Below are 15,847 nucleotides of genomic sequence, written 5' to 3' on the forward strand. Positions count from 1 at the left end.
GGCGCCGGGTGCTAAGCGCCGTTGGAGGCGGTCGCGCCATTTGCACCATAGAGACTGTTCCCTATGTCCGCCGCCGCCTGCAGCAAGGCCTCGCGTGAGGCATCGATCACCGCGTCCTCCATGCGCGGAGAGGGTCCGAAGACGGACAGGCCGGCAATCATCCGGCCCGAGCGCGTCCTGACCGGCACGGCGACGGCCCGGATCCCGTCCTCGCGCTCGCAGTCGTTGATCGCATGGCCGCGCGCGGCGATCGCCTCCAGTTCCTTCGCCAGCACGGCCTCTTCCATCAAGGTGTTGCGTGTGAAACGGATGCGCCTGACATCCGCGAAATAGCGGCGGCGCTCGGCTTCGGGCAGATGCGCCAGCCACAGCTTGCCATGCGCCGTGCAATAGGCCTCCAGCCGCGAACCGACGCGAATGTCGACGGACAGCGCCCTCCGCGAGACCGACCGCGCGACGCACACGACCATGTCGCCCCGAAACACGGTCGCCATCGCCGCCTCGTTGATCTGGTTGGTCACGCGGTTGAGATGTGGCTGGATCACCTGTGCCAATGCGTCATCGCGCAGCACCCGGTCGCCCAGATCGGCAAACAGGTAGCCGAGCCGGTACACCCCACGCGCTTCCGCGACCACCGCCCCCACATGTTCCAGCGTCTTCAGGAACCGGTGGGCGGTGATCGCATTGATCCCCAGTTCGGCGACGACATCGCTGGCCGAAAGCAGCGGTCGCTGCTCGGAAAAGAGCTTGAGGATCTCGAACGCCTTGACCACCGAACCGTTGATCTGCGGTGCCATCAATCGCCTCCCCTGAACTGCCGTGCGCGGCAGCGTGCCGGAGCCATTGACGGCTCGCAGCATGAATGCCATTATTTAAAGTATATACTTCACATATAGCAATAATGAGCAAGATGCACAAGCCTGACAAACGCATTCCTGACACCGGGGAGACAAGCCGCCCCATCGCCCGAATGACGGCAGGCGGGGCCTTGCTTGTCCGCCTCAAGGCCCTGGGGATCGACTATATCTTCGCCAATTCCGGCACCGATTTTCCGCCGATCATCGAAGGTCTCGCCCAGGCGGAATCCCGGGGGCTCGACCTGCCCCGCGCCCTGGTGATGCCGCATGAATCCGCCGCCATGGCCATGGCGCATGGCTACTACCTCGCCACCGGTCGTACCCAGGCGGTGATGGCGCACACCAATGTCGGTCTTGCCAACTGTGCCATCGGCGCCATCAACGCGGCGACCGAGCACATTCCAGTCCTGCTGTTTTCCGGGCGCACACCGACGACCGAGACGGGGCGCTTCGGCGCGCGCACCGTTCCCATTGGTTGGGGCCAGGAAATGCGCGACCAGGCGGCGCTGGTGCGCGAGGCCTGCAAGTGGGACTACGAGTTGCGCTTTCCCGAACAGGTGGGCGAGGTCGTCGACCGGGCGCTCGCGCTTGCAGAGACGACGCCGCGCGGGCCGGTCTATCTGAGCCTTCCCCGGGAAGTGCTGTGCGAAGACATCGACGCGCAGGGCATCGATGCCCCGGCCCTGATGCGGGCGGCATCTCCCGGCGTGCACCGCGAAACGCTCGAGGAGATCGCGCGGTTGATCGCCGTCGCGCGCAACCCGGTGATCTTCGCCCAGCGAGGCGCGGGCGGAAGCGCCGGGTTCGCGGCGCTTTCCCGCCTTGCCGACGACTGGGGCATTCCGGTCTGCCAGTACTGGGCCGTGCGGCTGGCGTTGCCGACGGATCATCCGATGGCGGCACAACCCGATCCCGCGCCCCTGCTTGAGGAGGCAGATCTCGTCATCGTGCTGGATTCGCTGGCGCCCTGGTCGCCCGCCCTCCACGCTCCCGCGCCGGACGCGAAAGTCGTCCATATCGGGCAGGACCCGCTCTATGCGCGCGTCCCGGTGCGCAATTTCCGTTGCGACATCGCGCTGGCTTGCGACGTGGAAGACGGCATCCTGGCGCTGGACACGGCCCTTGCTGCCCATGCCCCGCGCGACCGCGGCCCGATTGTCGCCCGCCGCGAGACCCATGCGGCGCGCAACCACGCCGGACGCGCGGCAACGCTCGAAAGGGCGGAGGCCGGACGCACGGACCCGATGACCAAGGACTGGGTCAGCCTGTGCCTGTCGCAGGCGATTGCCGGGCGCGAGGCGACGGTTTTTTCCGAGCTTGGCTGCCCGCTGCCACCCATGGACCTTGCCCATCACCAGGCCTGGTACCAGGAACCGCACTCGGGCGGGCTCGGTTGGTCCTTCCCGGCAGCGCTCGGCATGAAGCTCGCCGATCCGTCGCGGCTTGTCGTCGCGACGATGGGAGACGGGTCCTACATGTTCTCCAACCCGGTCGCCTGCCACCAGATCGCCGAGGCGCTGGACCTGCCGATCCTGCTGCTGATCGTCAACAACGCGGAATGGGGGGCCGTGCGCCAGTCCGTCGCCGGCCTTTACCCTGATGGCCACGCGGCCAGCGCCAACCGGATGCCGCTGACGCAGCTTTCGCCGGTTCCGGATTTCACCCTGGTCGCCCGCGCCAGCCGCGCCCATGCCGAACGGGTGGACAACGGCGAGGCGCTTCCGGACGCGCTCGCCCGCGCGCTCGCCCATATCGAGACAACGGGCACGCTTGCCCTGCTCGACATCCGCGTCAGGCCCTGACGCCCCCCCACACCCACGCAAAATGAGGAAGGACAATCCATGCCTGAACCGGCACGCTCGGAATTCTGGAAGGATCTCAAGCCGATCACCAAGGTGTTCCAGCCGGACGCCTTGCCCGAAGTCTATATCCCGGATGCCGCAAGCGAGGACGAGCGCCTCTATGTTCCCTTCACCGAGACCGTCTTCTCGCGCCCCTTGTGGATCTCGCCGACGCAGAACAAGTGGTGCGACATCCTGATGAGCAAGGGGCCGGGACTGGTCAACCGACACTACCATCCGCACGAGGTTTTCGCCTACACGATCTCCGGCAAGTGGGGCTATCTGGAGCACGACTGGACGGCGACGGCCGGCGACTTCGTCTATGAGACGCCCGGTGAGGGCCATACCCTCGTCGCCTACGAGCACAAGGATCCGATGCGGGTCTTCTTCCAGGTCACCGGCCCGCTGATCTGGCTCGACGAGGATGGCGAGCCCGACGGCTATTTCGACGTCCACCAGTACATCGCCCTGTGCCGCGCCCACTACGAGAAGATCGGGCTCGGCGCCGGCCATGTCGACACGCTGTTCAGATAGGGTCCTTGTCGAAAAGTGCCGCAACCCGTGTGGCTTGCGGCACTTTCTTCAAGTACGGGAATGGATGTGGCCGAGGGCCGTCAGATGCTCATTCCGCCATCGACCATCAGCATCGTGCCGGTGGTGAAGCTGGCCGCGTCACTGGCCAGGTAGAGCACCGAGCGGGCCACTTCCCCGACGCTGCCGTGCCGGCCGAGCGGGATCAGCCTGTCGAACATCTCACCGCCGTCGATGCCGAGTTCGCGGCCGATCCCGGCCTCCACATCGCGCTGGAAGGCATTGTCGAGCGGGCCGGGATGGATCGTGTTGACGCGGATGCCGCGCGGCGCCAGCTCCTTGGCAAGACAGCGCATCAACCCGGTTTGGGCATGCTTGGCGGTGATGTAGGCATAGACGCCGGCATCGCCCCGGGTTGCTGCAACGCTCGAGGTGATGACGATGCTGCCGCCCTCGCGCATGTGCGGGCTGGCATGTTTGGCGGCCAGATAGGCGCCCTTCACATGGACGGCAAGCACCGCGTCGAAGACCGCGTCGGAATACTCGGCGATCGGCCTGACCTCGCCGAAATTCCCGGCATTGGAGAACAGGATGTCGATACTCCCGAAGCGGCTCAGGCAGGCCGCCACATAGCGCCGCGTATCGGCCTCCAACGACACGTCGGCGGCGATGCAAAGCACGCGTTCCTTGTCGAGGCTTGCGCGTGCCTCTTCCAGAAGCGCTTCGTCCCGGTCGACCAGGACGACCCTCGCCCCCTCTTCCAGAAACAGTCGCGCCGTTGCAAGGCCAAGGCTGCCGGCCCCGCCGGTGATGATCGCCGTCCGGTTCTCAAGCTGCATTTTATCGCCCCGTCATCAGAACGGATAATGGACAGGGCCGTCCTGGATGGTGATCCAGCGCAGCTCGGTGAACTCGGCGATGCCCGCCTTGCCGCCGAAGCGGCCATAGCCGGATGCCTTGACGCCGCCGAAGGGCATCTGCGCCTCATCATGCACCGTCGGTCCGTTGACATGGCAGATGCCGGATTCGATCCGGCGGGCCACCGCCATCGCCCGTGTCACGTCACGGCCGAAGACGGCGGAGGAAAGGCCGTATTCGGTATCGTTGGCGATGCGCACGGCGTCATCGATCCCGTCGGCGCGCACGATGGTCACGACGGGACCGAAGCTCTCCTCGCCATAGATCGACATCGCAGGCGTGACCCGGTCGAGCACGGTCGGCTGCATGACCGAGCCCTGCGCGCTGCCGCCGGCAACGAGGACCGCGCCTTTTGCCACCGCGTCACGGATCAGGTCCTGGATGCGGCGGGCCGCTCCCTCGCCGACAACAGCGCCAAGCGGCGTGTCGCCGACCCGGGGATCGCCCGCCTTCAGGCTGCGCGCCTTGGCGGCCAGTTTCTCCACGAAGGTCTCCGCCACCGCGTCGTCGACGACGATCCGTTCCGTCGACATGCAGATCTGGCCCTGGTTCATGAAGGCGCCGAAGGCGGCGGCCTCCACGGCCTGTTCAAGATCGGCATCGTCGAGGACCACGAAGGGCGCCTTGCCGCCAAGCTCCAGCAGGCAGGGCTTGAGGTGCCGCCCGCCCATCTCGGCGATGATGCGACCAACGCGGGTCGAACCGGTGAAGTTCACACGGCGCACCGCCGGGTGCGCGATCATCGCCTCGACCAGTTCCGGCGCATCGTCGGGCGCATTGGAGACGGCGTTCAGCACGCCGCGCGGCACGCCGCCCTCATGCAGGGCGTCGACGATCAGCCGGTGCGTGCCGGGACAGATCTCGGAAGTCTTCATCACCACGGTGTTGCCGCAGGCGAGCGGCATGGCGAGTGAGCGCACCCCCAGAATGACCGGTGCGTTCCACGGCGCCATCGAGAGCACCACCCCGGCCGGCTGGCGCACCGCCATGGCAAGGCTTCCCGGCCGGTTGGACGGGATGATCTCGCCGCCGATCTGGGTGGTCATGGCGGCCGCCTCGCGCAGCATGTCGGCGGCCAGCATGACGTTGAAACGGGCCCAGCCGGCGGTCGCGCCGATTTCCGTCGCCATCGAGCGGACGAAGTCCTCGACCCTTGCCTCCAGCGCGTCCGCCGCACCGCTCAAGAGCTTGCGGCGCTGTTTCGGCGAGGTCGCCGCCCAGTCGGGAAAGGCGCGTGCCGCCGCGTCGCAGGCCTGTCGCGCGTCATCGATGGTTGCTGCCGCGACGAGCGTGGCAATCTCGCCGGTGATCGGATTGCGCCGCTCGAAGGTACGGCCGTCCGAAGCCGGCATGTCCTGTTCGCCAATGAGCAAGCCAAGTGCATTCATGTCTTCCATCCCGCTTTCGAGGACCGCAAGAGGCACGGTCCGTCCTTTTTCACGACGCCAGCCCGAGAAATGCGCGCTGAACGGCGGGATCACCCCGCAGTTCCGCCGCGCTGCCTTCGCCGACGATGCGGCCCACTTCCATGAGATATCCGCGATCCGCCAGCGCCAGGCTCGCCTTGACGTTCTGCTCGACCAGGAGGATCGCGACACCTGTCCGGCGCACCCGCGCCAGGGCCTCGAACAGTTCGCCGACCACGACCGGCGCCAGCCCGAGGCTCGGCTCGTCGAGCATCAGGAGATCGGGGGCGGACATCAGCGCCCGCCCGATCGCCACCATCTGCTGCTCACCGCCCGACATGGTGCCGACAATCTGCCGCCGACGTTCCGCAAGCTTGGGAAAGAGATCGAGAACGAGTTCCCGCATCTTCCCCTCCCCGTGCCGCGCCCGCCGCGCATAAGCCCCCAGCAACAGGTTCTCCTCGACCGTGAGGTCGGCGAAAATCCCGCGCCCCTCGGGAACGAGCGCCATGCCGGCCTCCAGCACGCGATGGGCCGGAAGCCCGGAAACGGAAGTGCCACGAAAGGTGACCGCCCCCCCGGGATCGGCGCGCACGAGCCCCGCCACCGCCTTCAGGAGCGAGGATTTTCCTGCTCCGTTGGCGCCGAGGATCACCACCGTCTCGCCCTCGCGCACCGACAGGCGGACACGGTCGAGCGCCAGATGCTTGCCGTAGCGTACGGAAATCTCGTCAAGCGACAGCATCGCTCTCTCCCAGATAGGCGCGCACGACCTCGGGGTCCTTCAGGACCTCGGCGGTCGCGCCGTCGGCGATCTTGCGGCCAGCGTTCATGACGATGGCGCGCGGGCACAGGGCTCGCACCGCATCCATCACATGCTCCACCAGCAGCACGGTCATACCGGTGTCGTTGAGCCTGGCGATCAGGTCGATGCCGATGCGCAGCTCCGACGGATTGAGACCGGCCAGCCACTCGTCGAGCAACAGGAGCGAAGGACGGGATCCGAGCGCGCGGGCAAGCTCCATCCGCTTCTGGTCGATATAGGTCAGCGCGGCGGCGGGCTCGCCGCCGCGTCCCGCCAGGCCGACGCGCTCCAGCAGCGAGCGCGCCTCCTCGTCCGCCTCGGCGGCGGATGCCGGACGAACCCGGAAGCGGATCGCGGCCAGCACGTTTTCCTCGACGCTCAGCGACGGCAACACCCGCACGAGCTGGAACGTGCGCGCGACCCCGTGATGGGCGATCCGGTGGGCCGGCAGGCCCGAGATGGTCGTTCCGCCAAGCCGGATCCGGCCAGCCGAGGCCGGGAGATGTCCGGAGATCATGTTGAGGACCGTGGTCTTGCCGGATCCGTTCGGCCCGAGCAGGGCCACCGCCTCGCCCTCTTCCATCGAGAAGGAGATCCGGTCGACGGCCGTCAGGCCGCCGAAGCGCTTGGTCAGTTCGTCGATCGAAAGCAGCGGTGTCATCCCTCCACCTCCTTGCCGGCAACGGTGGCCGATCCATCCTGCGGCGGTCGCCGCCGCAGTCGCCGCAGGCCGGTTTCGGCAAATTCCAGCACGCCCTTCGGCAGGACGAAAACGATCGCCATGAACAGCAGTCCCAGGATGATCGAATAATGGTCGGGGAAATTGGCCGACAGCCACTCGAACAGCAGGAACAGCGGCACGGCGCCGACCAGCGGTCCCCAGAGGCGGCCGGCGCCGCCCAGAAGCGCCATGATCAGGGTCAGGAAGGACACCGTCGGATTGAAGACGATAAGCGGTTCGATATAGGTCCAGCGCGGCGCCTGGATCGCTCCGACCAGCGTGATGATCACGGAGCTGACAGCGAAGAGCGCGAGCTTCACCCTTGCGGTGGAGATGCCGCAATGGACGGCGACCACCTCGTCGTCGCCAATGACCTTCAGCGCCAGTCCGATGCGGCTGCGCCCGATGACCCAGGCGATGAGGAAGGTCGCCGCACACAGGCCCAGCAGTTGCCAGTAGATCACCTCGGAACCGAAGGAGACGAAGAGATAGCGCCCCAGTGTGCCGGTGACGTTGACCTCGTACCAGGTGACGAGCTGGCGCACGAGTTCGGCAAGCCCGAAGGTGAAGATGACGAAATAGACGCCGGCGAGCCTGAGCGTCGACAGGCCGACGACCAGCGCGACGACGAGGCCGACGAGAGCCGCCACCGCGAGCACCAGTGGATAGGGCAGGCTCTCGTAGAGCACCGCCATCGTATAGGCGCCGATGCCGAAGAAGGCGACGGTTGCCAGCGAGACGAAGCGCGTCGGGCCGGAGAACATCGCCCAGGCACTGGCCAGCGTCACGTAGCCGGTCATGCCGATCAGAAGGCCCGTGCCGTAGGGGCCGAGATAGAGTGGCGCGACCGCAAGTCCGGCCAGGACGACCCCCGCAAGCGCAAAACCGATGACCGTCCTCATCGCGCCACCCGCCCGAACAGACCCTGCGGCCGCCAGAGCAGCACCACGAGGAAGATCGCGTAAGTGGCCGCCAACGTCAGGCCCGGGTCGACATAGGTGGAGACCAGCGTCTCGACAACACCGAGCAGAAGGCCGGCGCACAGGGCGCCGAGCAGGTTGCCGACGCCGCCCATGATGACAACGATCAGCGCCTTCATGGTGAAGACGACGCCGGCCGTGGCGGTGAAGGTCTGGTACATGGAAATGACCACGCCGCCGGCCGCGGCCAGCCCGCCGCCGAGCGCGAAGGCGAAGGCGGCCGCCCGGTTGACGTCGATACCGACCAGCGCCGCCGATTGCGGCGCGACGGCAACCGCGCGCAGTGCCGTGCCCCAGCGGGTGCGGGTCAGCAGCAGATAGAGCGTCAGGCCGATCGAGAGCGCCAGAGCCAGCGCCAGGAGCCGGTTGGCGGCGACTTTCGCGCCCATGATGTCGACGGCCACGTTGAGAAACGAATAGCTGGTGTAGTTGCCGCCGAAGAGAACCAGCAGGACCCCCTGGATGACGAAGAGGAGGCCGAAAGTGGTGAGGATGGAATCCACCTCCAGCGCACCGCGATCGCTTGCCCGCGCCACCAGATGCGACAAGATCAGCCGGTAGATCAGATAGCTGAGGAGGAAGCCGCCCGGAACGACAAGGGCAAGACCGAGAAGCGGGTTCACGGCAAGCCCGCCTTGCAGGATGAAGGCGGCGAAGGCGGCGGTGATGATCGTGTCGCCATAGGCGAGGTTCATGATACGGGCGATGCCATACTGGAGGGTCAGTCCCATTGCGACCAGCGCATAGGTGCCTCCAAGCACAAGTCCCGCGATAAGTGCGGTGGTGAGCGTCATGTGATGTCCATCATGGGTGTCGGGCGGGCAGCGGAAACACCGCTTCCCTCGCGTGTCCGGCAGACCCGGCTTCGCCGGCTCGGCCCCCCTCCCGCGCCGGCGACGAGGCGATTATTTCCAGGGCTGCCTGGGAAGGATCACCTCGGATGCGCCCGGCCGGTCGGCCGGCGCGACGCCGACGAGCTGTCCGTCCTGCCACTGGCCGACAAGCCACAGGTCGCGCAACCGGTTGTCCTGGAGCTTCGTTTCACCCAGCACCGTCTGGAACGTGCCGCCGGAGAGTTCGGCCGACACCGCTTCCCGGTCGAGACCGACCCGGCGGATCGCCTCCTGCAGCATCTGTAGGCTGGCATAGGTGATGACGCTGCCCCAAAGATCCGGATATTCGCCGGTCACTTCCTTGTGGCGCTCACGATAAGCCATGTTCTGCGCGTTCTTCGCGTCGATGCCGCCCAGCGTCATGATGCCTTCGGCCTTGTCGCCAAGCTTGCGTCCATAGGGCGGAAAGCCGGCGCCGACGCCAAGGTAGAGAACCTTCGGGTTGTAGTCGGCGACCTGCGCCTGTTCGGTCAGCGCGAACGTGTCGGGCGGATAGGAGAAGCTGACGAACGTGTCCGCCCCCGAAGCTGCCGCTTCGTTGAGAAGCGTGGTGAAGTCGTTGGTGCCGACCGGATAGGTGCGGTCGAGGACCACGTCCATGCCAGCCTCCGCCATCGCGGGGCGGGCCGCGGAGACGAGATCGATGCCGAAGCCGTCGGCGACCGAGACCATCGCCACCTTGTTGTTGATCGTGCCGGCCTCGACTTGCGCCGAGAGCAGACTGGCGAGCGCGCCGGTGTAATCGGATCCACCACCGAGGAACCAGAAGCTGCGCGGCCAGCGCTGGACGAATTGCGGCGCCTTGTCGGTCACCGAGGAGACCGCAAGCTGCGGATAGCCGTAGCGGTCGAACAGCGGCGCGACGGCAAGATTGAAACCCGTACCCCAGGGCGGCAGGATGAAGTCGACCTGATCCTGGCCGGCAAGACGCTCGACCGCGCGCACCACCTCTTCCGCCGAAGAGCGGTCGTCATATTCCACCAGTTCGATGGGAAGCTTGCTGCCGTCGGGCAGTTCCAGGCCGCCGTTCTTCTCGACGTCGTGCAGCCACAGCCGGTAGTTGGGAATGGTGGTGATCGCCGCGCCGCCGGCATTGGCGCCGGTCTTCGACACGGCATAGCCGATCTTGACGGATGTGCGATCTTGCGCGCCCGCAGGCGTTGCCGCCACGAGCGGCGCAAGCGCGAGCCCGAGTATCGTGGCAAGCGCGGTGAAGGAAGGCAGGCAGCGCCCGCCCTTCGAGTAAGTCATGTTGTCTCCTCCCTTGTCCTCGGCCGCACGGGTCAGCACGCGCCGGGGGGATGTTCACTGTCCCTCCCGACAGCGCATCCCGTGATCCTGAGGATACCCGCAGCCCACGTCCCCGAAATGGACATTTTGAAAAACAAATTGTACTTTTGACACGCTTTGGCGCACCGATGGCAAAATGGCCGGCGCCGCGAACGCCGATCCAACCGCGAGGCCCGTCCATGCAGGCAAACGCCGGTCCCTTCCACCTGCAAACGCCCGAGCAGGTCATTCCCCAGCCGATCGAGGTGCTGCCGCAGACGGAGGCCGAGACGCTGCGCACCGCGCTGGCGCCGACCACTTGGGCACTTCGCGGACAGCGCAACCGCGCCTTCGTGCTTGCCACCGGCGAAGGGCATCTGGATATCGGCGACACGACGCTTGCCATTCCCGCACCAGGCATCCTGTGGCTGCCAGCCAGCCGCAGCGCCCGCCTGACGCTAAGCGCGGGCACCCGCGGCGCGGCGCTCACCGTTTCCGAACTCGCGCTCGGCCGCGCGGTCCCCTCCGGTCCGGTCGGCCGGCAGGTGCGCGAGGCGCTGTTCCACCCGGTCGTCGGCGCGAGACTGACCCCGGCGGCGGCCCGAGACCTGATCGGCCTAGCGGAGGCGGTGGGGGCAGAACTGCGCGGCGGATTGCCGGGCGCCCAGGAGGCGGCCCGCCATCATCTCGTGCTGTTCCTGATCTCGCTGTGGCGGATCTCGAGCCCGCAGCCGATGCGCGTGCAGTCGGCGCCGCGCGCCATCGTGCGCAACTTCCTGCATCTGGTCGAGCTGCACCTGAGCGATCACTGGAGCGTTGGCGACTACGCCCAGTTCCTCTCGGTCTCTCGCGCGCGGCTGACCAGCGCCGTCAAGCGCGTCACCGGGCGCACGCCCCTGCAACTGATCCACGAGCGACTGTTGAGCGAAGCGGAAACGTTGCTGTCGGAGTCCAATCTGCAGGTCTCGGAGATCGCCGACACGCTCGGTTTCAAGGATGCGGGCTATTTCAACCGCTTCTTCAAGCGCGAGACCGGGCGACGGCCGGGCGACGTGCGCCGCGCCGGACCGCGCAAGGCCCGACCGATCGGCACTTTCGCCGAGTGGCCGTGAGGCTCCCTCACGCCTTCGCCGGCACGCAGGACACCACTTTCTTCAGGCAGCGGAGCGAGAAGCTCGACTTGGAATGGCGCAGACCCGGCACGCGAAACAGCCGCTCGCGCAGGAATTCCTCGACGCCCTTGGTGCCGCTCGCCGCGACCTTGACGAAATAGTCGTAGTCGCCCGCCATCAGGTAGACCTCGAGCACTTCCGGAATTTCCGACATCGCCTTGCCGAAGCCCTCCAGGGCCTCCGCGTCATGCCGGTCGAGGGAGACCTCGATCATCACCGTCTCGCCGACGCCAAGCTGCTCGTGATCGAGAACCGCCGTGTAGCCGGAAATAATCCCCTCCTCCTCCAGCCGGCGCACGCGCTGCCAGCAGGGGCTCGGCGAGAGGCCGACCTCGCGGGCCAGTTCCGTGTTGGAAAGGCGCCCGTTTGCGACCAGCGCCTTCAGGATTCTGCGGTCGGTATCGTCGATCTGGCGTGACACGGCAGGATCATCCTCACATTCTGCTTACGGCAGGAGATTATTTCACAACATGGCAAAATCGAAGCAATTTCGGTATGAAATTTTGAATGCACGGGGTGATGATCGCCGGAACAACACGACCGGAGGTTGTCGGCGGCCTGGGCGGCGTTCGCACCGGGCCCTTTTGGCGAGGAGGCGCCTTTCATGGATTTCGCTCTATCGGAAGAGCAGACGCTGATCTTCGACATGGCCCATGATTTCGGGCAGCAGGCCATCGCGCCGCACGCCTATGCCTGGGAGAAGGCCGGGGCCATTCCGCGCGACATCCTGAAGGATGCCGGAGAGCTCGGCTTCGGCGCGATCTACGTGCCGGAGGAGTTCGGCGGCACCGGCCTCTCGCGGCTCGATGCGACGCTTGTGTTCGAAGCCCTGTCCGCCGCCTGCCCCTCCGTTGCCGCCTTCCTGTCGATCCACAACATGTGCGCCGGGATGATCGCCCGCTATGGCGACGAGGCCCTGCGCGAGCGCTTCCTGCCGCAGCTCGCGACAATGGACAAGATCGCCTCCTACTGCCTGACAGAGCCGGGCTCGGGCTCGGATGCCGCGGCGCTGCGCACCAGAGCCGGCCGGACCAACGAAGGCTATGTCCTCAACGGTTCCAAGGCCTTCATTTCCGGCGGCGGCTTTTCCGATCTTTATGTCGTCATGTGCCGCACCGGTGAAGACGGGCCGAAAGGCATCTCGACGCTGGTGGTCGAGGATGGCAGCCAGGGGCTTTCCTTCGGGGCCAACGAGCACAAGATGGGATGGAAGGCGCAGCCGACGGCGCAGGTGCAGTTCGACGATTGCGCGGTGCCGGCGGAGAACCTGCTCGGCGAGGAAGGCAAGGGCTTCTCCTACGCCATGGCCGGGCTTGACGGCGGCCGGCTGAACATTGCCGCCTGCGCGCTTGGCGGCGCGCAGGCCGCGCTTGCCGCGGCGACCCGCTACATGGGCGAGCGCAAGGCGTTCGGCAAGACGATCGACCAGTTCCAGGGCCTGCAGTTCCGGCTCGCCGACATGGAGACCGAGTTGCAGGCCGGCCGCATCTTCCTGCGCCAGGCCGCCTGGAAACTGGACACGGGCGCGGGCGACGCGACCAAGTATTGCGCGATGGCGAAGCGCTTCGTCACCGACGCCGCGTTCAGGGTCGCCAATGAGGCGCTGCAGCTGCTTGGCGGCTACGGCTATCTCGAGGATTACGGGATCGAGAAGATCGTGCGCGACCTGCGCGTCCACCAGATCCTCGAGGGAACCAACGAGATCATGCGCGTCATCGTCGCGCGTGCCATGCTGGCGGAACGCGACCGTTCCTGAGGTCGCCCGCCGTCCGTTCGCGGCAAGGGCCGCGAGACCCGAGAATGCCGATGTCGACAAGGGAGTTTCCATGACCGCTCCACGACCGTTGTCCCTTCATGTACCAGAACCCGGCTGCCGCCCCGGCGACACACCGGACTTCTCGGATTTCGAGATCCCGCGCGCCGGCGCCGTCCGGCGTCCCGAGGTGAGCGAGGCGCCGGAGGACATGCGCGACATGGCCTTTTCGGTGGTCAGGGTGCTCAACAAGGCCGGCGAGGCCGTCGGCCCCTGGGCGGGCCTCCTCGATGCGGATGCGCTGCGCACGGGCCTGCGCCACATGCTGACCCTGCGCCAGTTCGACGAGCGCATGCTGAAGGCGCAGCGGCAGGGCAAGACCAGCTTCTACATGCAGCATCTGGGTGAGGAGGCGGTCTCCTGCGCCTTCCGCATGGCGCTTGAGGACGGGGACATGAACTTCCCGACCTACCGCCAGGCGGGCCTGCTCATCGCGGGCGGCTATCCGATGACCGAGATGATGAACCAGATCTACTCCAACGCCGCCGACCCGCTGCACGGACGGCAGATGCCGGTGATGTACTCGGCCCGCGACCACGGTTTCTTCACGATCTCCGGCAATCTGGGAACCCAGTTCATCCAGGCGGTCGGCTGGGCTATGGCCTCGGCCATCTCCAATGACACCAAGATCGCCGCCGCCTGGATCGGCGACGGCTCGACCTCGGAGAACGACTTCCACGCCGCCATGGTCTTCGCCTCGACCTACAAGGCGCCGGTGATCCTCAACATCGTCAACAACCAGTGGGCGATCTCCACTTTCCAGGGGATGGCGCGCGGCGGTGCGGTGACCTTCGCCGCCCGTGGCCACGGCTTCGGCATTCCCGCCATCCGGGTCGACGGCAACGACTATCTCGCCGTCCATGCGGTCGCGAGTTGGGCGGCGGAACGCGCCCGTTCGGGACTGGGGCCGACATTGATCGAGCATGTGACCTACCGGGCCGGCGGCCACTCGACCTCGGACGATCCTTCCGCCTACCGCTCCAAGGACGAGTTCAGCGCCTGGCCGCTGGGCGAGCCGATCGCCCGGCTGAAGGCACACCTGATCACCATCGGCGAATGGTCGGAGGAGCGCCACACCCAGGCGATGGCCGAGATCAACGACGAGGTACGCGCCTGCCAGAAGAAGGCGGAGGCCAACGGGACGCTGATCACCGGTCCGCACCCCTCGCCGCGCTCCATGTTCGACGACGTCTATGCCGAGATGCCACCGCATCTCCAGCGCCAGCGCCAGGAAGCGGGGTTCTGAGATGGCACGCATGACCATGATCGAGGCGATCCGCAACGCCCATGACCTTGCCATGGACCGGGACAAGCGGGTCGTCGTCTTCGGCGAGGACGTCGGCTATTTCGGCGGTGTCTTCCGCTGCACCGCCGGCTTGCAGAAGAAATACGGCTCGAACCGCTGCTTCGACGCGCCGATCAACGAGGGCGGTATTGTCGGCGCGGGCATCGGCATGGCCGCCTACGGCCTCAAGCCGGTGGTCGAGATCCAGTTCGCCGACTACATGTATCCCGCCTATGACCAGATCGTCAGCGAGGCGGCCCGCCTCCGGCACCGCTCGGCCGGGCAGTTCACCTGCTCCATGGTCATCCGGATGCCGACCGGCGGCGGCATCTTCGGCGGCCAGACGCACAGCCAGAGCCCCGAGGCGCTGTTCACCCACGTATCGGGTCTCAAGGTGGTCGTGCCATCCAACCCGCGCGACGCCAAGGGCCTGCTGCTTGCCGCGATCGAGGACCCGGATCCGGTGATTTTCCTGGAACCGAAGCGGCTCTACAACGGCCCCTTCGACGGTCACCACGACCGGCCGGTGGTTCCCTGGAAGAAGCACGATCTCGGCGATGTCAGCGAGGACTACTACACGGTGCCGCTCGGCAAGGCGAAGATCCGCCGCGAGGGGAAAGCGCTCACCGTGCTTGCCTACGGCACCATGGTCTATGTCGCGCAGGCGGCGGCGGAAGAGGCCGGCATCGACGCGGAGATCATCGACCTCAGGACGCTGATCCCGCTCGACCTGGAGACGATCGAGACCTCGGTGAAGAAGACCGGGCGCTGCGTCATCATCCACGAGGCGACCAGGACATCCGGCTTCGGCGCCGAACTGAGCGCCCTGGTGCAGGAGACCTGCTTCTATCACCTGGAAGCGCCGATCGTGCGGGTCACGGGTTGGGACACGCCCTACCCGCATGCACAGGAATGGACCTATTTCCCCGGTCCGGAGCGGATCAAGCGCGCCTTTGCGCAGGTTCTGGAGGGCTGAGACCATGGGCATCTACACCATCAACCTTCCCGACGTCGGCGAAGGCATCGCGGAAGCCGAACTGACCGAGTGGAACGTCTCGGTCGGCGACGATGTCGCCGAGGACGACGTACTCGGTGTCGTGATGACCGACAAGGCCGCCGTCGAGGTTCCCTCGACCGTTGCCGGCAAGGTCGTCTGGCTGTGCGGCGAACCGGGCGATGTCCTCGCCATCGGCTCGAAATTCATCCAGATCGAGGTCGAGGGGGAAGGCAACGACAAGGCCGCTCCCGCCGAACAGGCGCCCGCTGCGGATGCGCCCGAACAATCCGATACAGGATCCGGCGACGATGCGGCACGGGCTGGCGCGACGGTGTTGCCGGCGTGCCCGCCTTTTTGGC

General features: G+C 66.6%; 16 protein-coding genes. 7 read left to right on the top strand and 9 right to left on the bottom strand.

Annotated features, from left to right (window positions below; translation table 11 throughout):
* Positions 1-11: 11 nt before the first annotated feature.
* Positions 12-797 (bottom strand): IclR family transcriptional regulator, encoded by a 786-nt coding sequence (locus RBB46_RS21895; RefSeq protein ID WP_306031180.1) that lies wholly within the window; start codon positions 795-797, stop codon positions 12-14.
* Positions 798-970: 173 nt separating this feature from the next.
* On the opposite strand from RBB46_RS21895, the gene RBB46_RS21900 reads away from it, so the two are divergent.
* Together RBB46_RS21900 and RBB46_RS21905 are read left to right on the top strand one after the other, a co-directional pair.
* Positions 971-2,659: a thiamine pyrophosphate-requiring protein gene (locus RBB46_RS21900; protein WP_306031181.1), complete on the top strand. Its 1,689-nt coding sequence runs from the start codon at positions 971-973 to the stop codon at positions 2,657-2,659.
* Between the two features lie 39 nt (positions 2,660-2,698).
* Positions 2,699-3,232, top strand: a complete 534-nt coding sequence (locus tag RBB46_RS21905; protein ID WP_306031182.1) for a 2,4'-dihydroxyacetophenone dioxygenase family protein — start codon at positions 2,699-2,701, stop codon at positions 3,230-3,232.
* Between the two features lie 80 nt (positions 3,233-3,312).
* Here the strand turns inward: RBB46_RS21905 and RBB46_RS21910 are convergent, their stop codons facing one another.
* From RBB46_RS21910 to RBB46_RS21940, 7 genes are all read right to left on the bottom strand, one after another.
* Positions 3,313-4,068, bottom strand: coding sequence for an SDR family NAD(P)-dependent oxidoreductase (locus tag RBB46_RS21910; RefSeq protein WP_306031183.1), 756 nt, complete (start codon positions 4,066-4,068; stop codon positions 3,313-3,315).
* Positions 4,069-4,083: 15 nt separating this feature from the next.
* Entirely contained in the window at positions 4,084-5,535 is a 1,452-nt protein-coding gene (locus RBB46_RS21915) for an aldehyde dehydrogenase (protein ID WP_306031184.1), read from the bottom strand.
* Positions 5,536-5,584: 49 nt separating this feature from the next.
* Positions 5,585-6,298: an ABC transporter ATP-binding protein gene (locus RBB46_RS21920; RefSeq protein ID WP_306031185.1), complete on the bottom strand. Its 714-nt coding sequence runs from the start codon at positions 6,296-6,298 to the stop codon at positions 5,585-5,587.
* Positions 6,285-7,019: an ABC transporter ATP-binding protein gene (locus RBB46_RS21925; protein WP_306031186.1), complete on the bottom strand. Its 735-nt coding sequence runs from the start codon at positions 7,017-7,019 to the stop codon at positions 6,285-6,287. The genes RBB46_RS21920 and RBB46_RS21925 overlap by 14 nt, the downstream gene beginning before the upstream one ends.
* Positions 7,016-7,981: a branched-chain amino acid ABC transporter permease gene (locus RBB46_RS21930; RefSeq protein ID WP_306031187.1), complete on the bottom strand. Its 966-nt coding sequence runs from the start codon at positions 7,979-7,981 to the stop codon at positions 7,016-7,018. Before RBB46_RS21930 ends, RBB46_RS21925 begins: the two co-directional genes overlap by 4 nt.
* Entirely contained in the window at positions 7,978-8,853 is an 876-nt protein-coding gene (locus tag RBB46_RS21935; protein WP_306031188.1) for a branched-chain amino acid ABC transporter permease, read from the bottom strand. The genes RBB46_RS21930 and RBB46_RS21935 overlap by 4 nt, the downstream gene beginning before the upstream one ends.
* A gap of 111 nt (positions 8,854-8,964) precedes the next feature.
* A complete protein-coding gene (locus RBB46_RS21940; RefSeq protein WP_306031189.1) occupies positions 8,965-10,203 on the bottom strand; it encodes an amino acid ABC transporter substrate-binding protein in 1,239 nt (412 codons plus the stop codon).
* A 218-nt stretch (positions 10,204-10,421) separates the two neighbouring features.
* On the opposite strand from RBB46_RS21940, the gene RBB46_RS21945 reads away from it, so the two are divergent.
* Positions 10,422-11,333 (top strand): AraC family transcriptional regulator, encoded by a 912-nt coding sequence (locus tag RBB46_RS21945; RefSeq protein WP_306031190.1) that lies wholly within the window; start codon positions 10,422-10,424, stop codon positions 11,331-11,333.
* A gap of 7 nt (positions 11,334-11,340) precedes the next feature.
* On the opposite strand, the gene RBB46_RS21950 is transcribed toward RBB46_RS21945, so the two are convergent.
* On the bottom strand, positions 11,341-11,814 hold the full coding sequence (locus tag RBB46_RS21950) for an Lrp/AsnC family transcriptional regulator (protein ID WP_306031191.1): 474 nt from the start codon (positions 11,812-11,814) through the stop codon (positions 11,341-11,343).
* A 183-nt stretch (positions 11,815-11,997) separates the two neighbouring features.
* Between RBB46_RS21950 and RBB46_RS21955 the strand changes: the two genes are divergently transcribed.
* From RBB46_RS21955 to RBB46_RS21970, 4 genes are all read left to right on the top strand, one after another.
* A complete protein-coding gene (locus tag RBB46_RS21955) occupies positions 11,998-13,149 on the top strand; it encodes an acyl-CoA dehydrogenase family protein (protein WP_306031192.1) in 1,152 nt (383 codons plus the stop codon).
* Positions 13,150-13,219: 70 nt separating this feature from the next.
* Positions 13,220-14,452, top strand: a complete 1,233-nt coding sequence (locus RBB46_RS21960) for a 3-methyl-2-oxobutanoate dehydrogenase (2-methylpropanoyl-transferring) subunit alpha (protein WP_306031193.1) — start codon at positions 13,220-13,222, stop codon at positions 14,450-14,452.
* 1 nt (position 14,453) lies between these two features.
* Complete coding sequence (locus RBB46_RS21965; protein ID WP_306031194.1) at positions 14,454-15,467, top strand: alpha-ketoacid dehydrogenase subunit beta; 1,014 nt, start codon at positions 14,454-14,456, stop codon at positions 15,465-15,467.
* A gap of 4 nt (positions 15,468-15,471) precedes the next feature.
* On the top strand, positions 15,472-15,847 hold a 376-nt coding region (locus RBB46_RS21970), incomplete at its 3' end, for a biotin/lipoyl-containing protein (RefSeq protein ID WP_306031195.1).

The organism is Stappia sp. MMSF_3263, from assembly GCF_030733745.1.
Lineage (GTDB): Bacteria > Pseudomonadota > Alphaproteobacteria > Rhizobiales > Stappiaceae > Stappia.

What these genes read in the sequence shown, in the direction of transcription:
- RBB46_RS21905 (WP_306031182.1), top strand. Translation starts at nt 2,699, where the DNA reads ATGCCTGAACCGGCACGCTCGGAATTCTGGAAGGATCTCAAGCCGATC.
- RBB46_RS21915 (WP_306031184.1), bottom strand. Translation starts at nt 5,535, where the DNA reads ATGAATGCACTTGGCTTGCTCATTGGCGAACAGGACATGCCGGCTTCG.
- RBB46_RS21935 (WP_306031188.1), bottom strand. Translation starts at nt 8,853, where the DNA reads ATGACGCTCACCACCGCACTTATCGCGGGACTTGTGCTTGGAGGCACC.
- RBB46_RS21910 (WP_306031183.1), bottom strand. Translation starts at nt 4,068, where the DNA reads ATGCAGCTTGAGAACCGGACGGCGATCATCACCGGCGGGGCCGGCAGC.
- RBB46_RS21960 (WP_306031193.1), top strand. Translation starts at nt 13,220, where the DNA reads ATGACCGCTCCACGACCGTTGTCCCTTCATGTACCAGAACCCGGCTGC.
- RBB46_RS21965 (WP_306031194.1), top strand. Translation starts at nt 14,454, where the DNA reads ATGGCACGCATGACCATGATCGAGGCGATCCGCAACGCCCATGACCTT.
- RBB46_RS21945 (WP_306031190.1), top strand. Translation starts at nt 10,422, where the DNA reads ATGCAGGCAAACGCCGGTCCCTTCCACCTGCAAACGCCCGAGCAGGTC.
- RBB46_RS21900 (WP_306031181.1), top strand. Translation starts at nt 971, where the DNA reads ATGACGGCAGGCGGGGCCTTGCTTGTCCGCCTCAAGGCCCTGGGGATC.
- RBB46_RS21955 (WP_306031192.1), top strand. Translation starts at nt 11,998, where the DNA reads ATGGATTTCGCTCTATCGGAAGAGCAGACGCTGATCTTCGACATGGCC.
- RBB46_RS21930 (WP_306031187.1), bottom strand. Translation starts at nt 7,981, where the DNA reads ATGAGGACGGTCATCGGTTTTGCGCTTGCGGGGGTCGTCCTGGCCGGA.
- RBB46_RS21925 (WP_306031186.1), bottom strand. Translation starts at nt 7,019, where the DNA reads ATGACACCGCTGCTTTCGATCGACGAACTGACCAAGCGCTTCGGCGGC.
- RBB46_RS21920 (WP_306031185.1), bottom strand. Translation starts at nt 6,298, where the DNA reads ATGCTGTCGCTTGACGAGATTTCCGTACGCTACGGCAAGCATCTGGCG.
- RBB46_RS21895 (WP_306031180.1), bottom strand. Translation starts at nt 797, where the DNA reads ATGGCACCGCAGATCAACGGTTCGGTGGTCAAGGCGTTCGAGATCCTC.
- RBB46_RS21940 (WP_306031189.1), bottom strand. Translation starts at nt 10,203, where the DNA reads ATGACTTACTCGAAGGGCGGGCGCTGCCTGCCTTCCTTCACCGCGCTT.